This window comes from Streptomyces sp. NPDC093221 (assembly GCF_044753885.1).
In the GTDB taxonomy this organism is placed as follows: Bacteria; Actinomycetota; Actinomycetes; order Streptomycetales; family Streptomycetaceae; genus Actinacidiphila.
The window spans coordinates 632,719-652,893 of the sequence record NZ_JBIVOA010000004.1; the positions used below are offsets into that span (position 1 = coordinate 632,719).

General features: G+C 73.5%; 18 protein-coding genes. 12 read left to right on the forward strand and 6 right to left on the reverse strand.

Annotation, left to right across the window (positions count from 1 at the left end):
* Positions 1–96 precede the first annotated feature (96 nt).
* The gene (locus tag ACIQCJ_RS19750; RefSeq protein WP_391117680.1) at positions 97–987 is read left to right on the forward strand and encodes a LysR substrate-binding domain-containing protein; all 891 of its coding nucleotides are present in this window, start codon (positions 97–99) and stop codon (positions 985–987) included.
* Between the two features lie 16 nt (positions 988–1,003).
* On the opposite strand, the gene ACIQCJ_RS19755 is transcribed toward ACIQCJ_RS19750, so the two are convergent.
* Entirely contained in the window at positions 1,004–1,234 is a 231-nt protein-coding gene (locus ACIQCJ_RS19755) for a cupin domain-containing protein (RefSeq protein WP_402712139.1), read from the reverse strand.
* Positions 1,235–1,297: 63 nt separating this feature from the next.
* Positions 1,298–3,355 carry a phosphocholine-specific phospholipase C gene (locus ACIQCJ_RS19760; RefSeq protein WP_402712054.1) on the reverse strand — a complete coding sequence of 686 codons (2,058 nt, stop codon included), beginning with the start codon at positions 3,353–3,355 and terminating at the stop codon, positions 1,298–1,300.
* Positions 3,356–3,646: 291 nt separating this feature from the next.
* Here ACIQCJ_RS19760 and ACIQCJ_RS19765 point away from each other — a divergent pair, with 291 nt between their 5' ends.
* Together ACIQCJ_RS19765 and ACIQCJ_RS19770 are read left to right on the forward strand one after the other, a co-directional pair.
* Positions 3,647–5,272, forward strand: coding sequence for a purple acid phosphatase family protein (locus ACIQCJ_RS19765; protein ID WP_402712055.1), 1,626 nt, complete (start codon positions 3,647–3,649; stop codon positions 5,270–5,272).
* A gap of 118 nt (positions 5,273–5,390) precedes the next feature.
* Positions 5,391–7,124, forward strand: coding sequence for a glycoside hydrolase family 9 protein (locus tag ACIQCJ_RS19770; RefSeq protein ID WP_402712056.1), 1,734 nt, complete (start codon positions 5,391–5,393; stop codon positions 7,122–7,124).
* Between the two features lie 69 nt (positions 7,125–7,193).
* Here ACIQCJ_RS19770 and ACIQCJ_RS19775 read toward each other — a convergent pair whose 3' ends face one another.
* Together ACIQCJ_RS19775 and ACIQCJ_RS19780 are read right to left on the reverse strand one after the other, a co-directional pair.
* Positions 7,194–8,633, reverse strand: coding sequence for a sensor histidine kinase (locus tag ACIQCJ_RS19775; protein ID WP_402712140.1), 1,440 nt, complete (start codon positions 8,631–8,633; stop codon positions 7,194–7,196).
* 101 nt (positions 8,634–8,734) lie between these two features.
* Entirely contained in the window at positions 8,735–9,478 is a 744-nt protein-coding gene (locus ACIQCJ_RS19780) for a response regulator (RefSeq protein WP_391045547.1), read from the reverse strand.
* Positions 9,479–9,758: 280 nt separating this feature from the next.
* Here ACIQCJ_RS19780 and ACIQCJ_RS19785 point away from each other — a divergent pair, with 280 nt between their 5' ends.
* The 4 genes from ACIQCJ_RS19785 (at position 9,759) to ACIQCJ_RS19800 (ending at position 13,537) form a co-directional block, all read left to right on the forward strand.
* Complete coding sequence (locus tag ACIQCJ_RS19785; protein WP_355345995.1) at positions 9,759–11,126, forward strand: ferredoxin reductase family protein; 1,368 nt, start codon at positions 9,759–9,761, stop codon at positions 11,124–11,126.
* A gap of 115 nt (positions 11,127–11,241) precedes the next feature.
* Complete coding sequence (locus tag ACIQCJ_RS19790) at positions 11,242–11,766, forward strand: FMN-binding protein (protein ID WP_402712057.1); 525 nt, start codon at positions 11,242–11,244, stop codon at positions 11,764–11,766.
* Between the two features lie 44 nt (positions 11,767–11,810).
* The gene (locus tag ACIQCJ_RS19795) at positions 11,811–12,536 is read left to right on the forward strand and encodes an FAD:protein FMN transferase (protein WP_402712141.1); all 726 of its coding nucleotides are present in this window, start codon (positions 11,811–11,813) and stop codon (positions 12,534–12,536) included.
* Positions 12,537–12,634: 98 nt separating this feature from the next.
* Positions 12,635–13,537 (forward strand): alpha/beta fold hydrolase, encoded by a 903-nt coding sequence (locus ACIQCJ_RS19800; RefSeq protein ID WP_402712058.1) that lies wholly within the window; start codon positions 12,635–12,637, stop codon positions 13,535–13,537.
* 34 nt (positions 13,538–13,571) lie between these two features.
* Here ACIQCJ_RS19800 and ACIQCJ_RS19805 read toward each other — a convergent pair whose 3' ends face one another.
* A complete protein-coding gene (locus ACIQCJ_RS19805) occupies positions 13,572–14,222 on the reverse strand; it encodes a CoA transferase subunit B (protein WP_402712059.1) in 651 nt (216 codons plus the stop codon).
* A 2-nt stretch (positions 14,223–14,224) separates the two neighbouring features.
* Positions 14,225–14,998, reverse strand: coding sequence for a CoA transferase subunit A (locus tag ACIQCJ_RS19810; RefSeq protein ID WP_402712060.1), 774 nt, complete (start codon positions 14,996–14,998; stop codon positions 14,225–14,227).
* A gap of 248 nt (positions 14,999–15,246) precedes the next feature.
* Here ACIQCJ_RS19810 and ACIQCJ_RS19815 point away from each other — a divergent pair, with 248 nt between their 5' ends.
* From ACIQCJ_RS19815 to ACIQCJ_RS19835, 5 genes are read left to right on the forward strand one after another with little or no spacing between them, the layout of a single operon-like run.
* Positions 15,247–16,557 (forward strand): substrate-binding domain-containing protein, encoded by a 1,311-nt coding sequence (locus ACIQCJ_RS19815; RefSeq protein ID WP_402712061.1) that lies wholly within the window; start codon positions 15,247–15,249, stop codon positions 16,555–16,557.
* A 3-nt stretch (positions 16,558–16,560) separates the two neighbouring features.
* The gene (locus ACIQCJ_RS19820; RefSeq protein ID WP_402712062.1) at positions 16,561–17,313 is read left to right on the forward strand and encodes an ABC transporter ATP-binding protein; all 753 of its coding nucleotides are present in this window, start codon (positions 16,561–16,563) and stop codon (positions 17,311–17,313) included.
* Complete coding sequence (locus ACIQCJ_RS19825) at positions 17,310–18,161, forward strand: ABC transporter ATP-binding protein (protein ID WP_401854177.1); 852 nt, start codon at positions 17,310–17,312, stop codon at positions 18,159–18,161. The genes ACIQCJ_RS19820 and ACIQCJ_RS19825 overlap by 4 nt, the downstream gene beginning before the upstream one ends.
* Complete coding sequence (locus ACIQCJ_RS19830; protein WP_355345971.1) at positions 18,161–19,048, forward strand: branched-chain amino acid ABC transporter permease; 888 nt, start codon at positions 18,161–18,163, stop codon at positions 19,046–19,048. The genes ACIQCJ_RS19825 and ACIQCJ_RS19830 overlap by 1 nt, the downstream gene beginning before the upstream one ends.
* On the forward strand, positions 19,045–20,142 hold the full coding sequence (locus tag ACIQCJ_RS19835) for a branched-chain amino acid ABC transporter permease (protein ID WP_391045569.1): 1,098 nt from the start codon (positions 19,045–19,047) through the stop codon (positions 20,140–20,142). Before ACIQCJ_RS19830 ends, ACIQCJ_RS19835 begins: the two co-directional genes overlap by 4 nt.
* Positions 20,143–20,175 lie beyond the last annotated feature (33 nt).

Here is a 20,175-nt window from a genome sequence, read left to right on the forward strand (position 1 = left end):
GTCCACAGACGTTACGGTCACCGGAGTCGAGTGGTCCAAGACATGATCCGGCTCGTGTCCATAGCCTGAGCCTATCGCCGGGCTATCGTGGGACCCATGCAGTTCCAGCAGCTCGCGTACTTCGTGGCCGTCGCCGACGCCCGGCACTTCACCCGCGCCGCCGAGCGGGTGCATGTCTCGCAGCCGTCGCTGTCCCAGCAGATCCGCGCGCTGGAGACGGAGCTGGGCGCGCCCCTGTTCAGCCGGGCGCGCGGCAACATCGCGCTCACCGACGCCGGGGAGGCGCTGCTGCCGCTGGCCCGGCGGATCCTCGCCGACGCAGACACCGCCCGCCACGAGGTGCTGGAACTGGCTCAGCTGCGGCGCGGCCGGGTCCGGCTCGGCGCCACCCCGAGCCTGTGCACCGGCCTGCTCCCCGACGTGCTGCGCGTCTTCCACGACCGGCACCCCGGGGTGCGGCTGCTGATCGAGGAGAGCGGGTCGCACGATCTCGTACGGGAGCTGGCGCGCGGCGGCCTCGACCTGGCGCTGGTGGTGCTGCCGCTGCCGAACCCGTCGCCCGCCCTGACCACCGTCGAGCTCTTCCAGGAGGATCTGGTCGTCATCTCCTCGGCCGCGGCCGAGCCGCCGCGCTCACCGGTCAGGATCGCCGACCTCGAAGGCCGCCCGATGGTGATGTTCCGGCACGGCTACGACCTGCGCGACCTGACCCTCGCCGCCTGCCGCTCCGCGGGCTTCGAGCCCTACCTCACCGTCGAGGGCGGCGAGATGGACGCCGTGCTCGGCTTCGTGCGGGCCGGGCTCGGTCTGGGCGTCGTCCCCAGCATGGTCGCCGCCCGCGCGGGTCACGACCTGCGGGTCACACCGCTGGCCCGGCCGGGGCTGCGCCGCACCATCGCCCTGGCCCACCGCAGTGACGTGGCTCCGCCACGGGCCGCCCGGGTCCTCCAGGAAGTCCTTCTGACCGCGGCCCACCGGGAGACCTGAAGCCGCACGGGAGACCTCAGTCCAGCGGGACGGCCGCCAGGGTCAGCGGGCCGCCCCCGCTGCCGGTGTTGAGGGTGCCCGCGGGCTCCAGCATGCCCGCGGGCTCCAGCAGGAGGATGGCGGTCTCCTCGTCGGCGCGGGGGCAGTGCTCGACGCCCTCGGGGACGACGTACAGCTCACCGGGGCCGAGGACGACGTCGCCGTCGCGGAGCTGGAGGGTGAGACGGCCGCCGACGACCAGGAACAGCTCGTCGGTGTCCTCGGGGACGGCCGTCGGAACGGCTGCCCAGGCCCGCTGCCCAGGTCGCGGTCAGTGCGTCCTGATCGCCGGGTCGCTCACGCCGGGGCGGCCCGTCTCGACGTGTCCCGCGAAGCGCCGCAGGAACGCGGCGTCGTGGTCGGCGACCACCGTGAGGTCGTACCAGCGCTTGCCCGCGCGGACGTCGACCGAGTGCGTCTCGCGGCGCCCGGCGCGGACCACGTACGTGTGGTGGCGGCCGTCGTAGGAGTTGGTGACCGTGAGCCGGACGTCGCGGCGGCCGGAGTTGCTCATGGTCAGCTCCACCCTTTCACTCGCGGCGTCGTGACGGGCCGTCACCTCCGCGCCGGGTGTGGCGACCGCGCCGCGGAAGGCGCGCAGGAAGCCGTTGGGGCCGTGCACGGTGAGGTCGTAGCCGCCGCCGGTCGCGGCCGTCTCCCAGGCGCCGGAGAGCTTCTTGCCCGCCTCGGTGGTGTACGTCCACGGGCCGTCGGCGCGGTCCGCGGCGGTGACGTGGAAGCAGACGCCCGCGGCGACACCGCCGCCGAAGGTGAGGGTGACCAGGCCGGTGGACGGCGTGACGGCCGCGTCGACCAGCGGCGCGTACGGCAGCGGGCGGGTCGGCCGGGCGCCGCGCTCCTGCGTGGGCACGGCCTGGCGGGCGGGCGGCACCGGGACGTAGCTGTCGTGCCGGTCGCCGTCCGGCGGCCGGTAGCCGTCGGTGCCGGGCAGGTGCGGGGGCCGGTCCCGCGTGAGCTTGAAGTCGAAGGCGGAGGTCAGATCGCCGCAGACGGTACGCCGCCAGGGCGAGATGTTGGGCTCGTGCACGCCGAAGCGGCGCTCCATGAAGCGGATGATCGAGGTGTGGTCGAAGACCTCGGAGCAGACGTAGCCGCCGGTGCTCCAGGGCGAGACCACCAGCATCGGAACGCGCTGGCCGAGCCCGTACGCGCCGGCCGCGTAGGTGCCGTTGCCCGGGAAGATCTCACCCCGCGTGCTGACGGTGGAGGCGCCGCCGTCCGCGGTGAGCGGGGCGAAGGGCGGGACGACGTGGTCGAAGTACCCGTCGTTCTCGTCGTAGGTGATGAACAGCGCGGTCCTGCTCCACACCTCGGGGTTGGAGGTGAGCGCGTCCAGGACCTGCGAGATGTACCAGGCGCCGTAGTTCGCGGGCCAGTTGGGGTGCTCCGAGAACGCCTCGGGCGCGGCGATCCAGGAGATCTGCGGCAGCCTGCCCGCCGTGACGTCGGCCTTGAGCACGTCGAAGAAGCCGTCGCCCGCCTTGGCGTCGGTTCCGGTGCGGGCCTTCTCGTAGAGCGCGTCGCCGGGCTTGGCGTTGCGGTAATTGTCGAAGTAGAGCAGGGAGTTGTCCCCATAGTTGCCGCGGTAGGCGTCCGGGATCCAGCCCCAGGAGTGGTCACCGTCCAGGCCGTCGCCGATGTCCTGGTAGACCTTCCAGGAGATCTTCGCCTTCTCCAGCCGCTCCGGGTACGTCGTCCAGTCGTACCCGGCCTCGGAGTTGTCGAGCACCGGGCCGTTGCCCCTGCCGTCGTTGCCCGTGTATCCCGACCACATGTAGTAGCGGTTGGGGTCGGTGCCGCCGGTGAACGAGCAGTGGTACGCGTCGCAGACGGTGAAGGCGTCGGCGAGCGCGTAGTGGAACGGGATGTCGCCGCGCGTCAGGTGCGCCATCGTGCCGGTGCCCTTGGCGGGGATCCACTGGTCGTACTTACCGTCGTTGACGGCCGCGTGGCTGCCGATCCACTCGTGGTTGAGGCCCTCGATGAACTGGAGTCCGAGGTCGTCCACGTCCGGGTGGAAGGGCAGCACCTCCTTGTCGCCGTCCGGCTGGTGGAACACCGACTTGCCGTTGGGCAGGGACACCGGGCGCGGGTCGCCGAAGCCGCGGACCCCCTTCATCGCGCCGAAGTAGTGGTCGAAGGACCGGTTCTCCTGCATCAGGACGACGATGTGGTCGATGTCCTTGAGGGTGCCGGTCCTGCGGCTGGCCGGGATCGCGGCGGCGCGGGCGATGCTGCTGGACAGGGCGGTGAAGCCCGCGGTGGCACCGGCTATCTGGAGGAACCGCCGCCGGTTGAGTTCAGACATGGATCCGAGGACCTCTTCGCGGTAGGGGGATGCGCGCAGTGCAGGGTCCTCCCACAGCAGCGACCACAGGCGACCTGCCGGTGTCCGGCGCGTGACAGCGGGCGGTACGCGTCACGAACAGGCCCGGCGCACACGGCCGTTCGCCCGACGGGGGTCGGGTTCTCGCCGCGCCCGGCGGGTCACAGGATTCCGCCGCGTGTGCGACAGGCGGCGTTCAACTGGCCGTCGCCGACGGGCGGGAGCCTTCGGAGGTTCGTGTCGCGAGACCCCGCACCGCACCAAGGAGCAACGATGGTCGCACAGATGGAGACACCGGGTCCGTCAGGAGACCGCCTCAGCCGCCGTACGGCCGTCGGCCTGCTCGGCACCGCGGGTGTCGGCGCGGTCGCGGCGCCGCTGCTGACCGCGGGCCCCGCGTCCGCCGCCGCGCCGTCGCCGTCCGGCACACCCGCGAGCGCCGCCCCCGCCTTCCACCCCACGCCCGACGCGAGCGGCGCGTCCCCGGTGCAGGGGCTGCACCTGACCTTCGGCAAGGACCCCGGCAGCCAGATGGTGGTGTCCTGGCTGACCGACGGCCCGGTCAAGCGCCCGCGGGTGCGGTACGGCACGATCGGCCACGGTCTGGGGTCGGTCGCCTCGGCGCGGACCCGCTCCTACAGCGACGGCAAGTCCGGCCGGGTCGTGTACGTGCACCACGCCGCGATCGACCGGCTCTCGCCCGGCACCGAGTACCTGTACCTGGTGTCGCACGACGGCGCCGCGCCGGACAGCGGCACCTTCAGGACCGCGCCGCGCGGCCGTCAGCCGCTGACCTTCACCAGCTTCGGCGACCAGTCGGCGCCGCAGGTCACCTGGACCAGCACCGGCGCGGTGGGCCTCGACGCCAACTCCACGCCCGCCACCAAGGACATCGTCACCGGCATCGAGCAGGTCGCGCCGCTGTTCCACCTGCTCAACGGCGACCTGTGCTACGCGAATCTGGACGTCGACCGGGTCCGCACCTGGAACAACTTCTTCACCAACAACAGCCGTTCGGCGCGCTTCCGGCCGTGGATGCCCGCCGCGGGCAACCACGAGATCGAGTCCGCGAACGGCCCGCTCGGCCTCGGCGCGTACCAGACGTACTTCCAGCTCCCGTCGACCGAGAGCGACCGCGAACTGGCCAACCTCTGGTACGCGTTCACCGCCGGCTCGGTGCGGGTGATCGTGCTCCAGAACGACGACAACTGCCTCCAGGACGGCGGCGACGTCTACATCAACGGCTACTCCGGCGGCCGTCAACTCGCCTTCCTGGAGAAGGAGTTGCGGACGGCGCGCGCCGACCGCGAGATCGACTGGGTGGTCGTCGCCATGCACCAGGTGATGGTCAGCTCGACGGACGCCAACGGCGCCGACCTGGGCCTGCGCGAGAAGTACGGGCCGCTGTTCGACCGCTACGGCGTCGACCTGGTGGTCTGCGGCCACGAGCACAACTACGAGCGGTCGCTGGCCGTCCGCGGTGTGGTCGGCGGCAGCGAGACGCTGACGCCGAACCCGGTGTCGCACGCCACCGACGACATCGACACCGGTCTCGGCACCGTGCACATGGTGCTCGGCGGCGGCGGGGTCTCGGGCACGACCAACCAGTCGTTCTTCAAGGACGGCACCGGCAAGGTCATCACCGCGGTCTCCTCGACGCCCGGCTCCAACGGCAAGCGGACGGCCACGTACGTGCGGGAGCAGGCGGTCTGGGCGGGCGTGCGCGATGTCGACCACCCCTACGGCTTCGCGGCGTTCACCGTCGATCCGGGCCGTCACGCGGGCGACACCACGCGGATGCACGTCACGTACTACAACGTGAACAAGCCGAACGGCGAGCTGTCGGTCTTCGAGACGTTCACGCTGCACCGCAAGCGGTCGGACGGCGGCCGGCACTGAGGTCGCGCGCTGTTCCCGGGCGGCCGGGCGCGTGCCCGGCCGCCCCCACGATCACTGTTGACCAATAGCAGTCCACTGCATACCTTTGCGGGCACGACAGAAGGGACGGTGCCCGCAGGTGCCCATCGAAACCGGCTTGGAGACCTCGGCGGTACGCGTAGCGCACCTCGGTTACGGACTCGGCGGCGCACCCGCGGTCGTGGCGGTCCTGCCCGACGGAAGGGCCCCGCGGCGCGTGCAGTTGCTCGGCGCCGACGGCGGCTCGCTGCACGAGCTGGAACCCGGCCCGCTGGAGTCCGTGCCCGGCTGGCACGGCGGTCCCTTCGCCCGGGTGCCGCTGCCCACCGGCCTCGCGCCCGGCCGGTACGCGGTCCGCCTGGTCGACGGCCGCGGCCGCACCTGTGTCTCGGACGACTTCGAGGTGGCCGCCGACCGGCTCCAGCGGCAGACGATGTCCGACGTGCTGGCGTACTTCAAGGCGATGCGCTCCAGCGGCGAGATCGACCGCAAGGACCGGCGCGCCGCGCTGTGGGGCGACGACAGCGGCCGGGAGGTCGACGCGCGCGGCGGCTGGCTCGACGCGAGCGGCGACACCAGCAAATTCCTCAGCCACCTCACGTACACCCGCACCATGAGTCCGCAGCAGATCCCGCTGTGCGCGTGGGCCATGATGGCCGCGCGGGACGCGGTCGCCGAGCGACACCCACTGCTGGTCCGCTCGTTGAGCGCGCGGCTGCGCGACGAGGCGCTGTGGGGCGCCGACTTCCTGGTCCGCTTCCGCTCCCCCGAGGGCTACTTCTACACCGGAATCTTCGACGCGCTCACCAAGCGGCTCGAAGAACGCGTCGTGACGGCGCCGCTCCCGGAGTGCGTGCGCACCGACCGCTACCAGGCCGCGTACCGGCACGGCGGCGGCCTGGCCATCGCGGCCCTCGCCCGCGCCTCGACCCTGGACGACCACGGCGACTTCACCGGACCCGAGTACCTGGCGGCGGCCGTCGAGGGCTTCACGCACCTCGAGGCGCACAACACCGAATACGTCGTCGGCGGGGCCGAGACGGTGCTCGACGACTACACGGCGCTGCTGGCCGCCTGCGAGCTGGTCGCGGCGGGCGGCGGTACGGTCCCGGCCGCGGCGCGGGACGCGGCCCGGCTGCGCGTACGGTCCCTGCTGGCGCGGTACGTACGGCCCGCGCACGGCCCCGGCTGGTTCGGAGCGGACGCCGAGGGGCGGCCGTTCTTCCACGCCGCCGAGGCCGGGCTGCCCGCGCTCGCCCTCGCCCGCTTCGCCGCCGTGCTGCCGGACGCGCCCGAGGCCGGGGCCGCGAGCGCGCTCGCCCTGGAGGCCGTGCTCGACACCGTGGCCAGGACCCGTTCGGTGCCGAATCCCTTCGGCTATCCCCGGCAGCGCGTGCAGCCCGCGGGGGGCACACCGCGCGACGCCTTCTTCTTCCCGCACGACAACGAGACCGGCTACTGGTGGCAGGGCGAGAACGCCACCATCGCCTCACTGGCCGCCGCCGCGAACACCTGCGCCGACCTGCCCGGCACGGCGGAGGCCGACCGCGACCTGCTGCTCGGCTTCGCCGACGACCAGCTCGCCTGGATCACCGGCCGCAACCCCTTCGACGTCTCGATGCTGCACGGCCGCGGCCGTCACAATGTCGACTACGAGTCGGACTTCCCCAACATTCCCGGCGGCATCGTCAACGGCATCACCTCCGGCTGGACCGACGAGGACGACATCGCCTTCCTTCCCGCCGACGCCCCCGAGGCCGAGGTCTGGCGCTGGGCCGAGCAGTGGATCCCGCACACCGGCTGGTTCCTGCTGGCGGTGGCGTCGGCCCGCTGAGGAAACGGCCGGGGCGGCGGTGTCCGGACCGGCGCGGCGGCCTCGCGGGAAGCCTCGCGGAACCCCGCGTCAGACCGCCGACGCTCCCGGCCGCTCGGGCGGCGCGTCCGGGAGCGTCACCGTGAAAGAGGTGTCGCCCGGCTCGCTGGTGAGGGTGACCGTGCCGCCGTGGGCCGCGGCGACCGCCGTGACGATGGCCAGGCCCAGACCGGCGCCGTGGCCGGCGGCGGGGTCGGCGCGCCGGTCGTCGGCGCGGTGGTGGTCGGCGCGGGCGAAGCGTTCGAAGACGGTGCGCTGGATGGCGGGCGGGACACCGCCGCCGTTGTCCGCGACGGCGAGGACGGTCGCGGCGCCGTCGTGGCGCAGCCGTACGGTGACGCGGGTCCCCTCGCGGGTGTGCACACGGGCGTTGGTCAGCAGATTCCCGGTGATCTGCTGGAGCCGGGCGGCGTCGCCGGTGACGGTGACCGGTTCGGCGGGCAGGTCCAGCAGCCAGCGGTGGCCGGGGCCCGCGGCCCTGGCGTCGTCGACCGCGTCGAGGACGAGGCGCGTCAGGTCGACCGGCTCACGGGCCAGCGGGCGGCCCGCGTCGAGCCGGGCGAGCAGCAGCAGGTCGTCGACCATGCCGCCCATCCGCGCGGACTCCGCCGCGATCCGGTCCAGTGCCCGCGTCACACCGGGCGGCACCGGGCCGGGGTGCCGCTGCGCCAGCTCCGCGTGGCCGCGGATCGCGGCGACCGGGGTGCGCAGTTCGTGGCTGGCGTCGGCGGCGAAGCGCCGCAGCCGTTCCTCGCTGGCGTGCCGGGTGGTCAGCGCGCCCTCGACATGTCCGAGCATGCGGTTGAAGGCCGCGCCGACCTGCCCGACCTCGGTCCCGGGGTCGGTGTCGGGCACCCGGTCGGGCAGCGCCACCTCTCCGCTGTCCAGCGGCAGCGCGGTCACCGAGGCGGCGGTCGCGGCCACCCGGCGCAGCGGTCGCAGCGACCAGCGCACCCAGAAGGCGCCCGCGGCCCCCGCCACGACCAGCGCGCCGCCGAAGACGGCCGCCTCCACCGCGATCAGCCGCGTTTCGGCGTCCTCGATGCCCTGCCGGGGCAGCCCGGTGATCAGGACGTCCCCGTCGTCGCCCGCCACCGCTTTGACCTGGTAGTCGCCGAGCGAGGACAGATCGACCCGGTGGCAGTGGCCGTCGACGGGGACCGCCGCGAGGGCGGTCCGGTCGTCCGGGGTCAGCCGTACCGTGGTGTCCGTGCCCGCGCGGACCACGGCGGCGGCCGTGACCCGGCCTTTGAGCAGCCGCGCACCGAAGGTGCCGCGCGCCTGGCGGCGGGTGTCCACATGGACGTTGTCCGCGTCCGGCTCCCCCGCGCCGTGCGCGTGTTCCAGGCTGGCGGGGAACGCGCCCCCGGCCTCCGAGAGCTGCTGGTCGAGCCGTTCGCCGAGGAAGGACCGCAGTGCGACGACCGCCGCGATGCCCACGGCGGCGCAGCTCAGCGCGAGCAGCACCACGAGGCCGCAGGTGAGCCGGGCGCGCAGCGTGCGCGGTACGAGGAACCGCGACGCGAAAGCGAGCGACGTGGAGCGACGGCCGGTGCGCGGCGACGGCCGCCTCACCACGGCGGCGCCTTCAGCAGGTAGCCCGCGCCGCGCACCGTGTGGATCATCGGCTCGCGCCCGCTGTCGATCTTGCGGCGCAGGTAGCTGATGTACAGCTCGACCACATGCGCCTGGCCGCCGAAGTCGTACGACCACACGCGGTCGAGGATCTGCGCCTTGCTCAGCACCCGGCGCGGATTGCGCATCAGGTACCGCAGCAGCTCGAACTCGGTCGGGGACAGCTCGACGACCGCCCCGCCGCGCGTCACCTCCCGCGCGTCCTCGTCCATGACGAGATCGCCGACGGTGAGGACGGCCGCGTCGCCGCGCGCCCTGGTCATGCCCGCCCGGCGCAGCAGTCCGCGCAGCCTGGCCAGCAGTTCCTCCAGGCTGAACGGCTTGGTGACGTAGTCGTCGCCGCCCGCCGTGATGCCCGCGATGCGGTCCTCGACGGAGTCGCGCGCGGTGAGGAACAGCACGCACACCTCGGGCTGGCTCGCGCGGAGTTGGCGCAGTACGGACAGGCCGTCGCCGTCGGGAAGCATCACGTCGAGCACGACCGCGTCGGGACGGAAGGCCCGCGCCTCGGCGACCGCGGAGGCGACGTCACCGGCGGTGCGCACCTGCCAGCCCTCGTAGGCGAGGACACCGGACAGCACTTCGGCGAGGTCGGGTTCGTCGTCCACGACGAGGACCCGGACCGGGGAGCCGTCCGGGTGGGCGAGGGGGTGCGGTGCCGCGCTGTCTGTGATGTCCATGGTCCTTCCAGCATCGCCCGGCGGGCGGTCGCGCGGCGAGGGCGGGCGCCTCTGCGTTCCCTGTGAGTCCTGTGGGTCGTGGGGGTCGTATGAGTCCTGTCGCCGATCGGTGAGCGAGCCGCCCGCGCGGCGCCGTCACCACGGGTCCCGCGGGCCGCCGTGAGCCTCTGGATCACCTGTGAGTCCGCGGCCGGGGCGCCGATTCAGAGCTGGCTCAGAGGTTCCGCCCGCACAGTGGCAAGCGTACGACCAGGAAGGGAACCACCGTGAGCGGCACAACATGAGCGGCACCCACAGCCCCCGCACCACCGCGCGGCACGCGGTGACGTATCCCGGCAGGCGGTCACCGGCCGTCGTGGTGCTGGCCCTGGGCTGGGCGGGCGCGGCGGCGGTGATCGCGCTGTGGTGGCAGGACACGTCGTCGGTCGTCGGCCCCGCGGGCTGGCTGATCGGCGCGGGCCGGATCGCCGGGCTGCTGACCGGTTACTGCTGCGCGCTGCTGGTCGGCCTGATGGCCCGGATTCCCGCGCTGGAGCAGGGGGTGGGCAGCGACCGGGTGGCGCGCTGGCACGCGATGGCCGGGCGCTACACCGTCTGCCTGCTGATCGCGCACATCACGCTGATCCTGTGGGGTTACGCGGCGCAGGCGCACGCCTCGGTGCTCGGCGAGACATGGACGGTGGTGTTCACCTATCCGGACATGCTCAAGGGCACGATCGGCGGTCTGCTCCTGCTGGTCGTCGGCGCGGTGTCGGTACGCGCGGTACGCCGCAAGGTCCGCTACGAGACCTGGTACTACCTGCACCTGCTGACGTATCTGGCGATCTTCCTGGCCTTCTGGCACCAGCTCGCGCTCGGCGCGGACTTCGCGGGCGGCACGGTCGCGCGCGGGCTCTGGTACGCGCTGTACCTCGGTGTCGCGGCGGCGGCGCTCTGGTACCGGGTGCTGGTGCCGCAGCGGCTGAATCTGCGGCACCGGCTGCGGGTGGCGTCGGTGGTACGGGAGGCGCCGGGGGTGGTGTCGGTGCTCATACGCGGCCGACGGCTGCCCGAACTGGCGGCGCGGCCGGGGCAGTTCCTGCGCTGGCGGTTCCTGACGCCCGGCCTGTGGTGGACGGCCAGCCCGTACTCGCTGTCCGCCGCGCCGCGTCCCGACCTGCTGCGGATCACCGTGAAGGCGGTGGGCGAGCACAGTACGGCGCTGGCCGGACTGCGGCCCGGCACCCGGATCTGGGCCGAGGGACCGTACGGCGCGCTGACCGCGGAGCGCAGGACCCGGCAGAAGGTGCTGCTGCTCGCGGGCGGGGTCGGGGTGACCCCGCTGCGGGCGCTGTTCGAGTCGCTGCCCGCGGGGCCCGGCGACCTGACGCTGGTCTACCGGGCGCGCACCGAGGCCGATCTGGCGCTGCGCGGCGAACTGGAGCGGATCGCCGCCGTGCGCGGCGCCCGTCTGCACTTCGCGGTCAACGCGCCCGACGGCCGGCGGCCCGTCCTCAGCGCGGACACCCTGCGCGCCACGCTGCCGGACATCGCGCGGCACGACGTGTTCCTGTGCGGGCCGCCCGGAATGGCGCGGGCGTCGTACGAGGCGCTGCGCGCGGCGGGTGTCCCGGCCCGCCACATCCATCACGAGTCCTTCGAACTGTGAGCCGTGCCGTGAACCATGCCGTGAACCCTGCCGTGAGCCATGTCGTGAGCCATGTCGTGAGCCATGTCGTGAGCCATGTCGTGAGCCAGATGGTGAACCGAGGTGAGAGCCGTCCATGAGCGCCTTTCCCGCCCGCCCTTTGCGGCGCGTCCTGTTGAGCACCCTGGCCACCGTCGCCGGCGTGGTGCTGCTGCTGACCCTCAAGCCGCACACGACGGCGAGCGCGGGTGACGTGGCCGCGGGCTCCGCGGCCCCCGCACCGGCGCCGTCCGCGACGTCGGGGACGTCCGGCTCCTCCAACGGCCCGTCCAGCGGTTCCTCCAATGGCTCGTCCAACGGCTCGTCCTCCAAGGGGACTTCGGGCACCAGGACGGTCGACGGCGACACCGCGCAGACCCGCTACGGTCCCGTCCAGCTCCGGCTCACCCTCACCGGCGGCAGGATCACCGCGGTGAAGGCCGTCCAGTTGCCGAACGACAACCCCAGGGACGGTGAGATCTCCGGCTTCGCGATCCCGCAGCTCACCCAGGAGACGCTGGCCGCGCAGAGCGCGAAGATCGACACCGTGTCCGGGGCGACGTACACCAGCGAGGGGTATGTGCGGTCGCTCCAGAGCGCGTTGGACAAGGCGGGGGTCTGACCGTGTCCGACACGCGGGCCCGGCCGCGCCGGGTGGAACACACGATGGGCACGGTCTTCTCCTTCGACGTGCGGGGCGGCGGCGACCGCGTGGCGGCGGCGCTGCACGCGGCGGCGGCCTGGCTGCACCATGTCGACGAGGTCTTCTCCACCTACCGCCCCGACAGCCAGATCAGCCGGCTCGCCGCCGGCACGCTCACGCTGTCGGCCTGCTCCCCCGACGTGCGGGAGGTGCTGGCGCTGTGCGAGACGGCCGGACGGCTCAGTCACGGCTGGTTCAGTACGGGGTACGCGGGCGGCTTCGACCCGACCGGGCTGGTGAAGGGGTGGGCGGTGGAGCGGGCCGTCGCCATGCTGGCCTCCGCGGGCGCCGACGCGGTGTGCCTCAACGGCGGGGGCGACGTACAGGTGTACGGCGGCCCCTGGCGGATCGGTGTCGCCGACCCGCTGCGGCCGGGCGCGCTGGTCCGCGTGGTGCACACCGACGGCGAACTGGCCGTCGCCACCTCGGGTCCCGCCGAGCGCGGCTGCCACATCCTGGACCCCTTCACCCATCAGCCGCCCGCCCCCGTGCTCGCCTCCCTCACCGTGGTCTGCCGCGGCCTGACCGACGCGGACGCCCGCGCCACCGCCGGCTACGCGATGGGTCCCGCCCGCGCCCGCCGCTGGCTCGAATCCCTCCCCGACACCGAGGGCTTCGCGGTCGCGGCGGACGGCGCCACATGGCAGACCGCCGGTTACGGCGTGACGACCGCCGCCCACACACCCTGAACCCCCGCTGTGTGGGCCGCGCCCATGCCCGGCCGCCGGATCGGCCCCTATCCTGCTCGGGCCGTACGGGACGGCGCGAGCGGATCGCGGGAGCGCGCATGCGGGAATTCGAGGATGTCGGCGTCGAGGTGCCGGGCGGACGGCTGGCGGTACGGCGCTGGCCGGGCCCGGCGGGCGGCCCTGTGGTGCTGGCGCTGCACGGGATCGCCAGCAACGGCCTGGCCTGGGCGCAGGTCGCCGAAGCGCTCGACGGGGTCGAGATCCTGGCGCCCGACCTGCGCGGGCGCGGGCTCAGCCGGGAGGTGGCGGGCGCCTGTTCGATGGCCCGGCACGCCGACGACATGCTCGCGGTGCTCGACCGCTTCGGCGTCGAACGGGCGGTGCTGGCCGGGCACTCCATGGGCGGCTACGCGGCGTGCGTCGCAGCGCGCCGCGATCCGGGGCGCTACTGCGAACTCGTGCTGGTCGACGGCGGCTTGGGCTTCCCCGTACCCGCGGGCGTGGACATCGACGCGGTGCTGCACGCCGTGGTCGGACCCGCGATGCGCAAGCTGGAGATGGAGTTCGCCGACCGCGCCGCTTACCACGCCTTCTGGGCGGAGCACCCGGCGTTCAGCACGCTCGGCGGGCCGCTGCTCGCCGCGTATCTCGACCGCGATCTCACCGGCGAGGCACCGCACTTGAGGTCGGCGTGCCGGGCGGACGCGATCCGCGAGGACGCGGCGGACGAGTTGCGCAACCCGGACGTCTTCGCCGCGATCCACGAAATCACCGTCCCCACGCGGCTGTTGTGGGCCGAGCGGGGGCTGTCGGACGAGCCGACCGGGCTGTACACGCCCGAGGTGATCGCGGCGAGCGGCCTGGTGGCGGAGGGGATCGCCCTGCACTTCGTCCCGGGCGTCAACCACTACTCGGTGCTGCTCGGCGAGCCCGGCGCCCGCCTGGTGGCCGGGCACCTGACGGACGCGGTACGGCGCACGGCGGCAGCGGCCCGGAGCTGATCCTCCGGGCCGCGGCCCGTACGGCGCGGGGCGGTCAGCCCCGCGCCACCGCGTCCGGCACCAGCAGGTCCGCCCCGGTCGCCGCCCGTACCTCCTCCACGCCGACGCCGGGGGCCAGTTCGGCCAGCCGCAGTCCCTCGGGGGTGACGTCGAGGACCGCAAGGTCGGTGATCACGCGGTGCACGACGCGGCGGCCGGTGGCGGGCAGGGTCAGTTCCCCGACGATCTTCGGGGAGCCGTCCTTGGCGGTGTGTTCCATGACCACCACGATCCGGCGGGCGCCGTGCACGAGGTCCATGGCCCCGCCCATGCCCTTGACCATCTTGCCGGGGATCATCCAGTTCGCCAGGTCACCGCGGGCGGAGACCTGCATGGCGCCGAGCACCGACACGTCGATCCGGCCGGAGCGCACCATGCCGAAGGAGGCGGCGGAGTCGAAGTACGCGGCGCCGGGTGCCACGGTGACCGTCTCCTTGCCCGCGTTGATCAGGTCGGGGTGCTCGTCGCCGTCGTACGGGTAGGGGCCGACGCCCAGGACGCCGTTCTCCGAGTGCAGCACCACCTGGGTCCCGGCGGGCAGGTGGGCGGGGACGAGCGTGGGCAGGCCGATGCCGAGGTTCACGTACTGGCCGTCGCGCAGTTCGCGGGCGGCGCGGGCGGCGAGTTGGTCGCGGTCGAGTGGCACGGTCAGTTCTCCCGGTCGGAGGTGGCGTGGGCGGTACGGACGGTGCGTCGCTCGACGCGTTTGTCGGTCGGATCGGCGGCCACGACGCGGTCCACGTACACACCGGGCAGATGGATGGCGTCCGGCGGCAACTCGCCCGGTTCCACGATGCGTTCGGCCTCCACCAGGGTGATCCGGCCGGCCATCGCGCACAGCGGGTTGAAGTTGCGGGCGGCGGCGTGGAAGGCGCAGTTGCCGTGCCGGTCGGCGACGGCCGCCCGGACCAGCGCGAAGTCGGCGGTGATGGCCTCCTCCAGCAGATGGCGTACGCCGCCGAAGTCCCGTACCTCCTTGGGCGGCGAGGCGACCGCGACCGTGCCGTCCGCCGCGTACCGCCAGGGCAGGCCGCCCTCCTCGACCTGGGTGCCGGCGCCCGCCGGGGTGTAGAAGGCCGGGATGCCGCAGCCGCCCGCGCGCAGCCGTTCCGCGAGGGTGCCCTGCGGGGTGAGTTCCACCTCCAGCTCGCCCGTCAGATAGCGCCGGGCGAACTCCTTGTTCTCGCCGACGTACGAGGAGGTCGCCCGCGAGATCCGGCCGAGTCCGAGCAGCAGGCCGAGTCCCCAGTCGTCCACTCCGCAGTTGTTGGAGACGACCCGCAGATCCGTCGGGCCCGCCGCGGCGAGCGCCGCGATCAGCGCCGACGGAATGCCGCACAGGCCGAATCCGCCGACGGCGAGTGTCGCGCCGTCCGGGATGTCCGCCACCGCGCGGGCGGCCGAGGCCACCACCTTGTCCATGCGTCCGCCTTCCCCGCAGGGGTCATCGAGGGTGTGTCGAGCGTCAGTTGAGGGTGCGCCGGGCCGCCGTGCCGGGCGTGATCCGGCCCCTGGCGCCCGCCCTGTCACCTTTGCGACGGCGCCGCGGCGCCGCCATGGTCCCTGTCGACATGGCTCGCGGGGAAGGAGCGTGTGCCGCCCACATGTCCGGTTCGGCGGGGCGCTTCTACGGTTTGCGCAACAATCCACCTCCCCGGGAGCCGGTCGCCATGCGTCGCAGCACATCGAGCACCAACAGATCGAGCCGAGCGAGCCGTTCGAGCGAACCGGCCGCGTCCCGTCGGCCGCGCCCGACGAACGGGCCGGGCGCCTTCCGTACGCGGACCGTACCGGCGCTGGCCGTGCTGACCGCGGGTGTGCTGCTCGCCGGATGCAGCGCCGCGGGGACGGCGGGCAGCGCCAAGTCCTCCGACGGCACGAGCGACTCGGCGGTCAAGGTGGGCCTGGTCTACTCGCGCAGCGGGCCGCTGGCCGCCTACGGCAAGCAGTATCTGGACGGCTTCAACGCCGGTCTGGCGTACGCCACTCACGGCAAGGGCACGGCGGGCGGCCACCGGATCGAGGTGGTCGAGCAGGACGACGCGGGCGACCCCGCGAAGGCCGTCGCCGCGGCCAAGACCCTGATCGGCAAGGGCACGCACATCATCGCGGGCACCACCGACTCGGGCGTGGCGCTCCAACTGGCCCCGCTGGCCGCCCAGAACAAGGTGCTGTACATCGCGGGACCCGCCGCCACCGACGCGTTGACCGGCGTGAACGCGTACACCTTCCGCTCCGGCAGGCAGTCGTACCAGGACATCCTCACCGCCGGGTCGCTGCTGGGCGACTCCAAGGGCAAGAGGGTCACCGTGCTGACCCAGAACTCCGCCTTCGGGCAGGCGAATGTCACCGCCGTGAAGGAGGTGCTGGGCGGGCAGGGCGCGACCGTGGACTCGGTGCTGGCGCCGCCGAGCGCGGGCGATCTGACGCCGTTCGCGCAGCAGGTCAAGTCGAAGAAGCCGGATCTGGTCTTCGTCGCCTGGGCCGGGGCCAGCGCGCCCGCGCTGTGGACGGCGCTCGACCAGCAGGGCGTGGTGACCTCGACCAAGGTCGTGACGGGCCTGGCGGGCACCGCCTCGTACCCGCTGTTCGGCGCGGCCGGGTCCAAGATCTCCTTCCTCGCGCACTACTTCCCCGGCGCCGCGCACAACGCGGTGGAGACGGCGATGCTCGACGGCATCGCCAAGGCGGGCGGCACGCCCGACCTGTTCAGCCCGGACGGATTCACCGCCGCGCAGATGATCGTGCACGCGGTGGAGGCGGGCGGCGCGGACAGCCCGACCGCGATGGCGAAGGCGCTGGAGGGCTGGTCGTTCGAGGGCCCCAAGGGCGACGAGCAGATCAGGGCGGTGGACCACGCGCTGCTCCAGCCGATGTTCACGGCGAAGCTGAACGGCACGGGCGCCGCCGCGAAGCCGGAGCTGATCAGCAGGCTGCCCAAGGACGCGGTGAACCCGCCCTCGAAGCAGATGGCGGGCTGACCGGTGACGAGCACGGCCCCGGTACTCCGGCTGCGTGACGTGGGCTGGTCGGTCGGCGGCGCGACCATCGTGGACGAGGTGTCCTTCGAGGTGCGCGAGGGCGAGTTCCTGGCCTTCATCGGTCCCAACGGCGCGGGAAAGACGTCCCTGTTCAACCTGATCAGCGGTCTCGTACCGGCCAGTCGCGGGTCCATCGGGCTCGACGGCGCGGACATCACCGCCGAGAGCGTCCCGGCCAGGGCGGGGCGCGGGCTGGGGCGGACGTTCCAGACGTCCAGTCTGTGGCCCGGAATGACGGTCGCCGACCATGTGCGGCTGGCCGCCCAGGCGGCGGGCGGCGGCTCGTACCGGATCTGGCGGCGCGCCGCGGGATACGCGCGGCAGGTCGGGCAGGTGCTGGAGCGCACGGGGCTCGGGCACCGCGCCGAGGCGCTGTCGAGCGCGCTGTCGCACGGCGAGAAACGGAAGCTGGAGCTGGCGGTGCTGCTGGTCGGCGAGCCGCGCGTGATGCTGCTCGACGAGCCGATGGCCGGGGTCAGCGCCGAGGAGGTGCCGGCCCTGACCGCGCTGATCCGCTCGCTGCACCGCGACGAGGGCTGCACGGTCCTGATGGTCGAGCACCACATGGACGTGCTGCTCGGCCTGGCCGACCGGCTCGCGGTGATGCACCACGGCACCCTGCTCGCGCTCGACACCCCGCAGGCCGTCACGGCCGACGCCACCGTGCAGCGGGCCTATCTCGGGGAGGCGCTGTGACCGTCGAACCCCTGTTGGCCGTACGGGACTTGAAAGTCGTCATCGGCGGCCGTCACATCCTGCACGGCGTGGACCTCGACGTCGCCGCGAGCGGGGTGACCGCGCTGCTCGGCCGCAACGGCGCGGGCAAGACCACGACGGTGCGCGGCGTGCTCGGCCTGGTGCCGCGCACCGGCAGCGTGCGCTTCGCCGGTCAGGAGACGGTACGGCTCGCCACGCACGCCCTGGTGCGGCGAGGGATCGGCTACGCGCCGGAGGACCGCGGGGTCTTCGCGGCACTGACCGTCGCGGAGAATCTGCGGCTGGCCGAGCGGCGCGGCGCGGGCGAGCCCGCCTACGCGCTGGTGCACGAACTGTTCCCCGAGCTGCGGCAGCGGGCGGCGCAGCGCGCGGGAACGCTGTCCGGCGGGCAGCAGCAGATGGTCGCGATCGGCCGCACCCTGCTCAACGGCAACCGGCTGATCATCGCCGACGAGCCCACCAAGGGCCTGGCGCCGAAGGTCGTCACCGAAGTGGCGCGGGTGCTGGAGCGGGCCGCGCAGGCGGTGCCGGTGCTGCTGGTCGAGCAGAATCTGGCGATGGTACGGCGGCTCGCCGAGCACTGCGTGGTGCTGGCGGACGGCAGGACCGCGCACCGCGGCCCCGCCGCCGACCTGCTCGCCGATCCCGAGGCGACCCGCAGGCTGCTGGGCGTCGGACGCAAGGGCGCGGACGCGCACGTGAGAGAGGCAGAGGCCGTGTCATCCGATCCCGCCAGGGAATCCGCCACCGACGCCGCCGGGACGCACGTCCAGGCCGCGGCCGGGTCGTACCCACCGCCGTCCGCGGCACGGGAGGCGGGCGCCTGATGTCGACCGTCGTGCTGCTCACGGCCACCGGCCTCGGCCTCGGCGCCCTGTACTTCCTGGTGGCCTCCGGCCTCTCCCTGATCTTCGGCCTGATGGACGTGCTGAACTTCGCGCACGGCGCGCTGCTGTCCATCGGCGCGTACGGCACCTGGTGGGCCGCCTCCGGGCATCTGCCGGGCGCGGGCTCCGGCGGATTCGGCTTCGTCCTCGCCGTCGCCTTCGGCACCGCTGTGGGCACCGTCGCCGCGATGGTGCTCGAACTCGCCCTGATCCGCCCGTTGTACGAACGGCCGCGCGAGCAGGTCCTCGCCACCGTCGGGGTGGGGCTCGCGGTGCCCGCGCTGCTGTCGGCGATCTGGGGCGCCGACGCGCGCACCTTCCCCGGACCCGCGGCCCTGTCCGGCACCTTCGGACTGTTCGGCGCGCGCGTCCCCGTCAACCGGCTGGTGCTGATCGGCGCCGCGGTGCTCGTCCTGCTGGCGCTGCGGCTGTTCCTCGGCCGCACCCGGCACGGCCTCGTCGTCAGGGCCGGGGTCGAGGACCGGGCGATGGTCACCGCGCTCGGCATCGACGTCCGGCGCGCCTTCACCCTGGTCTTCGCGATCGGCGGGGCCGCGGCGGCGCTCGGCGGCGCGCTGGGCGGCCTGTACTACGGCTCGGTCGACCCGGGCCAGGGCACCTCGCTGCTGATCTTCGCCTTCGTCGTGGTCGTCATGGGCGGCATGGGGTCGGTGTCGGGCGCCGCGCTCGCGGCCGTCGGCGTGGGCCTCGTCCAGCAGTTCGCCAACTACTACACCGCGTCGGGGCTCGGCGATCTCGCGGTCGTCGTCCTGCTCGCGGCGCTGCTGCTGCTCCGGCCGCACGGCGCCACCGGGAGGCTCGCATGACCACCGCCACCCCGACCCGCGAGGAGCCGCGCGTCCAGGCGGCGCCCGCGCCGGCCGGACAACTGCGCCGGGTCACCCGCTGGTGGCCCGCCGCCGCCCTGGCCGCGCTGCTCGCGGCCCCGTACAGCTCGCTGCCGCTGCCGGGCCTGCTCGACGGGCCGATCGGCAGCGCGGGCAGCCTTCAACTCCTCGCGCTGTGCCTGGTGTTCGGCGCGCTCGCGACCGGATACGACCTGCTGCTCGGCCGTACGGGCCTGCTCTCGTTCGGCCACGCGCTGTACTTCGCCGCGGGCTCGTACGCCACCGACGTCATCATGATCGAGGCCGGGCTGCCGTTCGCCGCCGCCGCCGTGCTGGGGCTGCTCTTCGGGATCGCGCTGGCCGCGCTGCTGGGCTCGGTGTCGCTGCGGGTGAGCGGGATCGCCTTCTCGATGGTCACGCTCGCCTTCGCGCAGGCCGGTTCGATCCTGGTGGAGCGCGACCCGGGCGGGGTGACCGGCGGCGAGGAGGGCCGGGCGGTGCCCGCGGACAGGCTGCCCGCGTCACTCGTCGGCATCGAGCACACCGTCAATCTCTACTGGATCGCGCTCGCCTACCTCGTGGTGACCGTCGCCGTCGTGCACTGGGCGGTCCGCTCCCCCACCGGGCGGGTCTGGGAGGGCATCAAGGAGAACGAGCGCCGGGTGGAGGTGCTGGGCCTGCGGCCGTACGGTTTCAAGCTGACGGCCTTCGTGCTGGCGGGCGCGCTGGCCGCGGTCGGCGGCATCGTCCATCTGCTGCTGACCGGCGGCGCCACCCCGCAGACCACCACCTCCGACTTCACCTTGTCGCTGCTGGTGATGGTCGTCCTCGGCGGCTCCGGCTCGCGCTGGGGCCCGCTGATCGGCGGGGTCCTCTACACCTGGGCCGACCACCGGCTCGGCGACCTCGCGGGCTCCGGCTCGGTCGCCGGTCTGCCCTCGGTCCTGCGGGTCCCGCTCTCCCAGCCTCTGTTCCTGCTCGGCACGTTGTTCGTCGTGGTCGTCTACGTGCTGCCCGGCGGCGTGGCCCGTCTGCCGCAACGGCTGCGCGCGGCGGCGCGGAAGAGGAGCTGACCGGGAGGCGGTCCCGGCCGGGAGGCGGTCCCG

Coding starts and splice junctions, on each gene's coding strand:
- ACIQCJ_RS19760 (WP_402712054.1), bottom strand. CDS start 3,355: ATGTCTGAACTCAACCGGCGGCGGTTCCTCCAGATAGCCGGTGCCACC.
- ACIQCJ_RS19790 (WP_402712057.1), top strand. CDS start 11,242: ATGAGCGCCTTTCCCGCCCGCCCTTTGCGGCGCGTCCTGTTGAGCACC.
- ACIQCJ_RS19830 (WP_355345971.1), top strand. CDS start 18,161: ATGTCGACCGTCGTGCTGCTCACGGCCACCGGCCTCGGCCTCGGCGCC.
- ACIQCJ_RS19785 (WP_355345995.1), top strand. CDS start 9,759: ATGAGCGGCACCCACAGCCCCCGCACCACCGCGCGGCACGCGGTGACG.
- ACIQCJ_RS19780 (WP_391045547.1), bottom strand. CDS start 9,478: ATGGACATCACAGACAGCGCGGCACCGCACCCCCTCGCCCACCCGGAC.
- ACIQCJ_RS19835 (WP_391045569.1), top strand. CDS start 19,045: ATGACCACCGCCACCCCGACCCGCGAGGAGCCGCGCGTCCAGGCGGCG.
- ACIQCJ_RS19795 (WP_402712141.1), top strand. CDS start 11,811: ATGGGCACGGTCTTCTCCTTCGACGTGCGGGGCGGCGGCGACCGCGTG.
- ACIQCJ_RS19815 (WP_402712061.1), top strand. CDS start 15,247: ATGCGTCGCAGCACATCGAGCACCAACAGATCGAGCCGAGCGAGCCGT.
- ACIQCJ_RS19765 (WP_402712055.1), top strand. CDS start 3,647: ATGGTCGCACAGATGGAGACACCGGGTCCGTCAGGAGACCGCCTCAGC.
- ACIQCJ_RS19750 (WP_391117680.1), top strand. CDS start 97: ATGCAGTTCCAGCAGCTCGCGTACTTCGTGGCCGTCGCCGACGCCCGG.
- ACIQCJ_RS19810 (WP_402712060.1), bottom strand. CDS start 14,998: ATGGACAAGGTGGTGGCCTCGGCCGCCCGCGCGGTGGCGGACATCCCG.
- ACIQCJ_RS19800 (WP_402712058.1), top strand. CDS start 12,635: ATGCGGGAATTCGAGGATGTCGGCGTCGAGGTGCCGGGCGGACGGCTG.